Here is a 6,691-nt window from a genome sequence, read left to right on the forward strand (position 1 = left end):
CTTGGCGTGGCAAAAGTAACTTCATGTTTTGAAAGCATATCGTAAGTTCTTTTTATATATTTCAATCTGTCGTTTCTGCTTTTATCAAACATTACTTTATTTTCGCCTTTATAAACATCGTCATAAAAAGAAAACATCGCCGCAACCATATAGGTTATTTGAGGAAGTTCCAATTTTTTATTTCCTATAGATTTACAATATTTTCTATTGAATATGGCAAGTCCTTTATAAGTAAAAAGCAAATCTCTATTCGGTTCTATCATAGAATTAATTTTATCAAGTTCTCTTTCTGAAAAATGTTTTATTATTTCTTTATCGTATATTTTATATTTCAAGCCTTTTTTTAAGAAAGTTTTTATATGCGGATAACTGCCGATTTTTTTGAGTCCCGCCGTTTCTTTATAGATTTTCATTAAATAAAGTTTTTCGGCTATCGTGTCGTAAATCGGATAAAGCGGACTTATTTTATTAACCGCAGTATTTATAAGCTCGTCATATAAAACTTCGATTTTCATTTTATCGTTAATTTTTATATTAAGCCCTTGAAGTAAAGCGTTCGTAAACACTTCTTTATTATCCGTTGCCCAATTTATAACTTTTTTTAATTTTTCTTCGTTGAAAGGCTCTTCTCTTCCGTCCCTTTTTATAATAATATGTTTTTTGTCTTTAGTTAATTCTATCATAATCTGCCCCGTAATTACAAATCGTTTTTAAGCGTTCCTTTTTGATAAGATATATTTGTCGCTTCCTGCAAAGCGGCGTTTTGTTTATTTATATCTCTGTAAGTATTAAACCAATCTATTATATCGGACTTTTTTTCTTTCAAATATTCCGTTTCAATTCCAATATCTCTAAGTCGAACTCCCGCCCAATATTTGATAAAATGCTCGCTTATAGAAGAATTGATTCCAAGAACTTCTTTCTCGTCAAATAAATATTTCGCCCATTTAATCTCTTCGGCAACGGTATAATCCGTCATCTCTTTAGCCGTCTTATCAAACCAACCGTTATCGAATAAATGCTTGAAACCTTGACTGCCTTCTTTTCGTAGTATCGACAAAACATTTTTTCCCGTAGGAACATGAACATTCAATTCGTCATGCGCTATAAGTTTTATAGTTTTTGTAAATCCCGTAATCGCATCGCTATAACTGTTGTTTATCGTAAATGTCACCAAAAATGAAAAAGGAAATTTAACGCTTTCAAGCAAATATATTCCCGTTAGCAATTTCAAAACCGCCTGCTTCTTTTCATCCAAAGTCGCTTTTGAAGTTTCAATATTGCATAAAGTATCGACACAATCGAAAAGTTCGACTTCTTTCTCCATTCTATGTTTTACAAATTCATCGTTATAAACCAAATCCAAAGTTTCCGTAGCCTGCTGAGCGAAAACCTCCGAAAGTCCGTAAGAATAAGACTCGGCATGAATAACTTCTTCTATCGCTATCCTCGAATATAGAATAGACCAAATTGAACTTGAAACTATTCTATTCAAAATCGCCGCAAAACCGCTTGTCACTCCGCTATCCATTAAAGTTTGATAGGCGATATTTAACTTGAACGCCCTTTGCGCATCTTCTGGTAAAGTCGAGAATCTCGTTTTATCCGATTTATAATCCACTTCTTTTGAAAACCAAGTATTTCCTTCGCTCGCTTCTTTTAATTTTCTTGCGACTTCATGGCTTATAGAATCGATTCTTATATAATGCCCGAAATCTCCAAAAAATATTTTTTCGGTTTCGGGTTTTTTACTTATATCTATTACTTTCATTGAATTAATACCCCTTTATTAATAGTAAATAAACGATTAACATAATTTTGAATTTATATTTTATTTATATTTTTTTATTTGTCAAATTTGCCGTTTGTTTTTATACGATATAATATGGAATAGTAAATAATTACATATCAAATATTAAATATAAATCTATAGAAATAGATAATATTATAATAACTGTATATTAAAAATATGAATTCATATGTTATTTTTTATAACAAAATAAAAAATGTATTTAGAATATTTCATTTTTAATATATAATCAAAACTATAAATTATTAATAAATCAATTGGAAAAAATTATGAATAAAAAAATATTTATTATATTTACGATTATTTTTATAGGTTTTATATCAAAGAATATTTTTTCTCAAGATAACGCGAAAGTCTATGTTATTAAAAAATTGGAATTTCAAGAGATAAACAGATGGTATGCGGCTTATATAAAAAAAGCGATTAAAAAAGCGGAAGACGAAGGCGCAAGTTTAATAATATTGGAACTCGATACGCCTGGCGGATTATTATCTTCCGCGCTCTCTATAAAAAATTATATAATCGAAAGCGATATTCCAGTCGTTGCATATATAAATAAAAACGCGCTTTCCGCGGGGGCTTTAATATCTTTAAGTTGCGAAGCGATTTATATGTCGGACGGAAGCATAATAGGAGCTGCGACTCCCGTTTATATGAAAGGAAACGAAATTGAAAAAGCGAGCGAAAAAGAAATAAGCGCGATGCGGGCGGCTATGCGTTCGTCTGCCGAAAGAAGCAAAAAAAATGTTCGGATTGCCGAAGCCATGGTTGACGAGACGATTATTTTATCGAAAAGAAACGATGGGATAGATTTGGATGATAAAACTCTGCTCACTTTAAGCGTTGAAGAAGCGTTAAAAGTAAATATTGCCGATGGAAAAGCTAATTCGATAATCGATATAATAAAATTAAGAAATCTATCTGAAAACTCGACTATAATAAATGTCGAAGAAGAAAAATACGATTATATATTAAGATTTTTAATCAATCCCGCCGTTTTAAGCACTCTAATTTCAATAGGAATAATCGGAGTATATATAGAATTAAAAACTCCGGGATTTGGAATTGGCGGAGTAATTTCAATAATCGCGTTTTCAATATTTTTCTTTGCTCAAGTTTTTGTAGGAGAAAGCGGTTTTTTAGCTCCAGCAATATTTTTTCTTGGAATAGTTCTTTTGGCTATTGAAATTTTCGTCATACCGGGATTTGGCATAACGGGAATACTTGGAATATTGGGAATTGTAGCGGGAATATTTATGTCTTTTGGAATAAACAATATCGCTCAAGCTACTTTGGTTGTCTTCGTTTCGCTTGTAGCCGATATTGTCATTATAATTATTTTGGCGAGATTCATTTTAAAATCAAAAGGTTTCAAAAATATCGTGGCTTTAGAAACCGACACGGCGGGCTATCATTCGAGCGTTTCTTACGATAATTTGCTCGGATGCGAAGGAATAACCGACACATTTTTTAGACCTTCGGGGAATATTATAATTAACGACAAAAAATATGACGCCATAACCGAAGGAGAATTTATAAATAAAGGCGTAAAAATAAAAGTCATTCTTGTAGAAGGAAATAAAATAGTTATAAAAGAAGTAAAAGATTAATCAAAAAAAATTATATAAATTTTTTCAATTTCAATATAAAATAATATTATGAATAACGATATAATATTAAAACTGAAAAATGTTAAAAAATACTTTTACCCGAAAGTCAATATAATAGAAACTCTTTTGAAAAAAAACAAAGAAATAAAAGCGGTTGATGGAATCGATTTTGAAGTAAAAAGAGGAGAGATACTCGCGATTATCGGCGAATCGGGAAGCGGTAAAACGACAGTAGGAAAACTTATAATGAATTTAATCACTCCAACCGAAGGAGAAATTTTATTTGAAAATGAAAATATAAATTCTTTCAAAAACGAAGAGATAAAAAATTATAGAAAAAAAGTTCAAATGATATTTCAAGACCCTTACGCTTCTATGAATCCGAGATTCAAAATAAAAAATATTTTAAAAGAACCTTTATATATTCACAAAATCGAAGGAAACGAAGAAACTTATAACGAGATGGTTATAAACGCTTTGAAAGATGTAAAAATTAGCGAAGAATTTGCGGAAGTTTATCCGCATATGCTTTCGGGCGGACAGAGACAAAGAATAGCGACAGCGAGAGCTTTGATATTAAATCCAAAATTAGTGATTGCGGACGAACCCGTTTCAATGATTGATTTGTCGACAAGAGCGGAAATTCTTTATATGATGAAAGAACTTCAAGAAAAAAGAAATTTGAGCTATATTTATATAACGCATGATTTATCTACCGCAAGATATTTCGCCGACAGAATAGCCGTTATGTATTTGGGAAAAATAATAGAGATAGGAAACGCTGACGAGATAATAGATAATCCAAAACATCCTTATACCAAAGCCCTAATTGAAGCAGTTCCAGATATTTCGGCGGGTAGAGTAAATATTATAAAAGAGCTTCCGATAAAAGGAGAGATTCCAAACGCTTCGGATATTCCAGCGGGATGCAGATTTCATCCGAGATGCATATACGCGAAGGAAGAATGCAAAATTAAATCTCCCGATTTGGAAAATGTAGGCTCGCATGTTGCGTCGGCATGTCTATTTATCAAATAACTATCTATAGTTTTAATCTTTTATATAATTTTTTGTAATATCGCTCTTCTTCCGTTAGTCCGTTAGCATCGTATATGTTTTTATGTTTTTCTAATAAATGTTGAACCAATTCGTCATAAGTCATTAATTCTTCGTTATCGTTATCTGCGAGTTCGGATTTGCGGTAGATTTCATTAATACAATCTTCAAGCATCTTCATTGTCGTTATCCTCTTCTTTTGGCTTCTGCCCGCTTTTAGCGTTTATATTTTTAATAGATTTTAAATTTTTTATAAAAATGCTGGCGTCAATCGGACATAAAATTAAAAACCCGCATATTGCTATATAAAGTAAACATTTTCCCTCGTCTGCCGTGAGCGGATGTCCCGCCACTTTTGATTGATACATATAGTTAAAAAAAATAAATCCGACTATGATTATTTTTAATATATTACTTATTGACTTTGCATGATGTTTTATCATAAATCTTTTTCAACCTCCTCATTTTTTCTATAAATTCGTTTGTTATCTTTGTCATTGTCTCCCTCCTCTATCGCATAGCATATAGCCGTGAAACTTATTACTAACAAAATTAAAATAAATATGAATACGCTAAAAGCGGGCAGAAGCCAAAATAATGTAGTTTCAATCATCTTTATTCCTCCAAATATTACCGACTAAAAACAATATCCAACATATACAGACACATAGCCAAAAAAAGCCCGCTATTTTACTTCCCATATTGTTTAACCTCTTCGTCTATATATTCAAGCAATATATCATGCCAAAGCCCTATCAATACATTATTTATTTCAAGCATTAGATTATATAAAGCCTCTTCGTCTTTATCCAAAGCATCGTTCATTTGATTTAACATTAAACTATATAAAAGATTAAGCCGTTCGGCTGGGTTGTCTGTTTGCTCGTTCATTTTCTTTACATTCTCTTGTCGTCTTTCGTTTAATTGTAAATGCGTTTGATAGCAAGTCTTAAAAAAGTCCTTTATCATTTGCCTTGCTAAAGTAGAGTATGCCCCTAAAATATCTTTAACCGATATATTCTTTAATATTTCATTTCCGCTGTTTTTGAAATTATTATTATAAGTCGAAGATATAAAATCTATTTTTTTTAGTATGTAAGTATCATAGTCGGCTATATGCATGTCAGTAATATTGTTATGTCGCATAAACCGTGAAACATCTTTATAAATAGATATAGTCGAAAATGCTATAGCAATACAAAAAGATTTATAAGCGTCTAATCTTTTTACAGATATTTTAGGCTTGTATTCTCTATAATAATCAACGATATTGTCAATTTCGTTTTGTTGCCTTTCGATAACTTTCTCGGCAGACTTTTTAAATTTGATTTTTCCCGTTTTGGTATCCCATTCGACTTGCCCGCCAGCCTTGTCTTTAAACAACATATAGATAAAAAATGTTATGATTATTGCCGTGATACATATAACTATTATATTAATTTCCAATTAAGCCCTCGCTTTACATAATATATTACCAGCCCGAAAAAAATATCGTTAGATACTAAAAAACGGGCTGGCGCATTCAAAATTGAGAGAGAAAAAAAATGAAAAACCTTCATAATTGCTTAAACCTCGACATATTTTTTAAAGTTCGCTTCAGTCGATAAAACATAATTGAAACCGTCAAGCGAGGTAAAAAATTCTGGAAACTTGCTATAATTTCTGTTTGCTTTCTGTCGTTGCTTTATAAATCTATCAGTTTTAATCGCAATATGTATCCAGCATGACCACGAGCCGTCCGCACGCTTTTTTCTCTCTAAAATACATTGACTTATTAAATCATAATTCAAGTTCTTTATCTTTTTTTCTTTTATTAATCTATATAATCGCAATGTATTTTCTAAAGTTCCGTCAACGACAAAATCGCAAGCCTCACAGTGATTATGTTGACTTGTCGCCGATGCGTTTGCTATTCTCGTTCCGCTCGTTCTAACTCCGCTCGTTATTCTCAAAACTTTGCAATTAAAATTATTTTCTTTTTTAATGAGTTCCGCTCGGATTGGTTCTAATATTTCATTGCTTAATATAGATAGCTTTTTTATATTCTCTTCTTTACTTGCAAATTCTCTATTCGCTTGAATAACATTTTTTCCGCTCGAAGTATTACAGAATTCAAATAATTTGAAATGCGGAGATAATTGTATATTTGACATGTATTATTCCTTTTTTATTTAACATAATAAATAAAAAAAGAGTATATTATTTATACTTTAGG

Annotated in this window: 9 protein-coding genes; 2 read left to right on the top strand and 7 right to left on the bottom strand. The window is 31.2% G+C overall.

Features of this window, described 5'->3' with window-relative positions:
- A partial coding sequence (locus EZH24_RS05440; protein WP_236847081.1) for a ribonucleotide reductase N-terminal alpha domain-containing protein occupies nucleotides 1–683 on the bottom strand: 683 nt, incomplete at its 3' end.
- Between the two features lie 14 nt (nucleotides 684–697).
- Nucleotides 698–1,771 (bottom strand): ribonucleotide-diphosphate reductase subunit beta, encoded by a 1,074-nt coding sequence (locus EZH24_RS05445; RefSeq protein ID WP_137998127.1) that lies wholly within the window; start codon nucleotides 1,769–1,771, stop codon nucleotides 698–700.
- Between the two features lie 308 nt (nucleotides 1,772–2,079).
- Here EZH24_RS05445 and EZH24_RS05450 point away from each other — a divergent pair, with 308 nt between their 5' ends.
- The gene (locus tag EZH24_RS05450) at nucleotides 2,080–3,420 is read left to right on the top strand and encodes an NfeD family protein (protein ID WP_137998128.1); all 1,341 of its coding nucleotides are present in this window, start codon (nucleotides 2,080–2,082) and stop codon (nucleotides 3,418–3,420) included.
- 48 nt (nucleotides 3,421–3,468) lie between these two features.
- Nucleotides 3,469–4,458, top strand: a complete 990-nt coding sequence (locus EZH24_RS05455) for an ABC transporter ATP-binding protein (RefSeq protein ID WP_137998129.1) — start codon at nucleotides 3,469–3,471, stop codon at nucleotides 4,456–4,458.
- A 4-nt stretch (nucleotides 4,459–4,462) separates the two neighbouring features.
- Here EZH24_RS05455 and EZH24_RS05460 read toward each other — a convergent pair whose 3' ends face one another.
- The 5 genes from EZH24_RS05460 to EZH24_RS05475 all read right to left on the bottom strand — a co-directional run bounded on the left by EZH24_RS05460 (nucleotide 4,463) and on the right by EZH24_RS05475 (nucleotide 6,629).
- Nucleotides 4,463–4,657, bottom strand: a complete 195-nt coding sequence (locus EZH24_RS05460) for a hypothetical protein (protein WP_137998130.1) — start codon at nucleotides 4,655–4,657, stop codon at nucleotides 4,463–4,465.
- Entirely contained in the window at nucleotides 4,644–4,919 is a 276-nt protein-coding gene (locus EZH24_RS05465; RefSeq protein WP_137998131.1) for a hypothetical protein, read from the bottom strand. Before EZH24_RS05465 ends, EZH24_RS05460 begins: the two co-directional genes overlap by 14 nt.
- Nucleotides 4,916–5,089, bottom strand: a complete 174-nt coding sequence (locus EZH24_RS14010) for a hypothetical protein (protein WP_161976103.1) — start codon at nucleotides 5,087–5,089, stop codon at nucleotides 4,916–4,918. The genes EZH24_RS05465 and EZH24_RS14010 overlap by 4 nt, the downstream gene beginning before the upstream one ends.
- A 77-nt stretch (nucleotides 5,090–5,166) precedes the next feature.
- A complete protein-coding gene (locus EZH24_RS05470) occupies nucleotides 5,167–5,922 on the bottom strand; it encodes a hypothetical protein (RefSeq protein WP_137998132.1) in 756 nt (251 codons plus the stop codon).
- A gap of 119 nt (nucleotides 5,923–6,041) precedes the next feature.
- Complete coding sequence (locus EZH24_RS05475; RefSeq protein WP_137998133.1) at nucleotides 6,042–6,629, bottom strand: hypothetical protein; 588 nt, start codon at nucleotides 6,627–6,629, stop codon at nucleotides 6,042–6,044.
- Nucleotides 6,630–6,691 lie beyond the last annotated feature (62 nt).

The sequence above is a fragment of the Brachyspira catarrhinii genome (genome assembly GCF_005518285.1).
Classification (GTDB): Bacteria; Spirochaetota; Brachyspiria; order Brachyspirales; family Brachyspiraceae; genus Brachyspira; species Brachyspira catarrhinii.

What these genes read in the sequence shown, in the direction of transcription:
- EZH24_RS05445 (WP_137998127.1), bottom strand. Translation starts at nt 1,771, where the DNA reads ATGAAAGTAATAGATATAAGTAAAAAACCCGAAACCGAAAAAATATTT.
- EZH24_RS05450 (WP_137998128.1), top strand. Translation starts at nt 2,080, where the DNA reads ATGAATAAAAAAATATTTATTATATTTACGATTATTTTTATAGGTTTT.
- EZH24_RS05455 (WP_137998129.1), top strand. Translation starts at nt 3,469, where the DNA reads ATGAATAACGATATAATATTAAAACTGAAAAATGTTAAAAAATACTTT.
- EZH24_RS05460 (WP_137998130.1), bottom strand. Translation starts at nt 4,657, where the DNA reads ATGAAGATGCTTGAAGATTGTATTAATGAAATCTACCGCAAATCCGAA.
- EZH24_RS05465 (WP_137998131.1), bottom strand. Translation starts at nt 4,919, where the DNA reads ATGATAAAACATCATGCAAAGTCAATAAGTAATATATTAAAAATAATC.
- EZH24_RS14010 (WP_161976103.1), bottom strand. Translation starts at nt 5,089, where the DNA reads ATGATTGAAACTACATTATTTTGGCTTCTGCCCGCTTTTAGCGTATTC.
- EZH24_RS05475 (WP_137998133.1), bottom strand. Translation starts at nt 6,629, where the DNA reads ATGTCAAATATACAATTATCTCCGCATTTCAAATTATTTGAATTCTGT.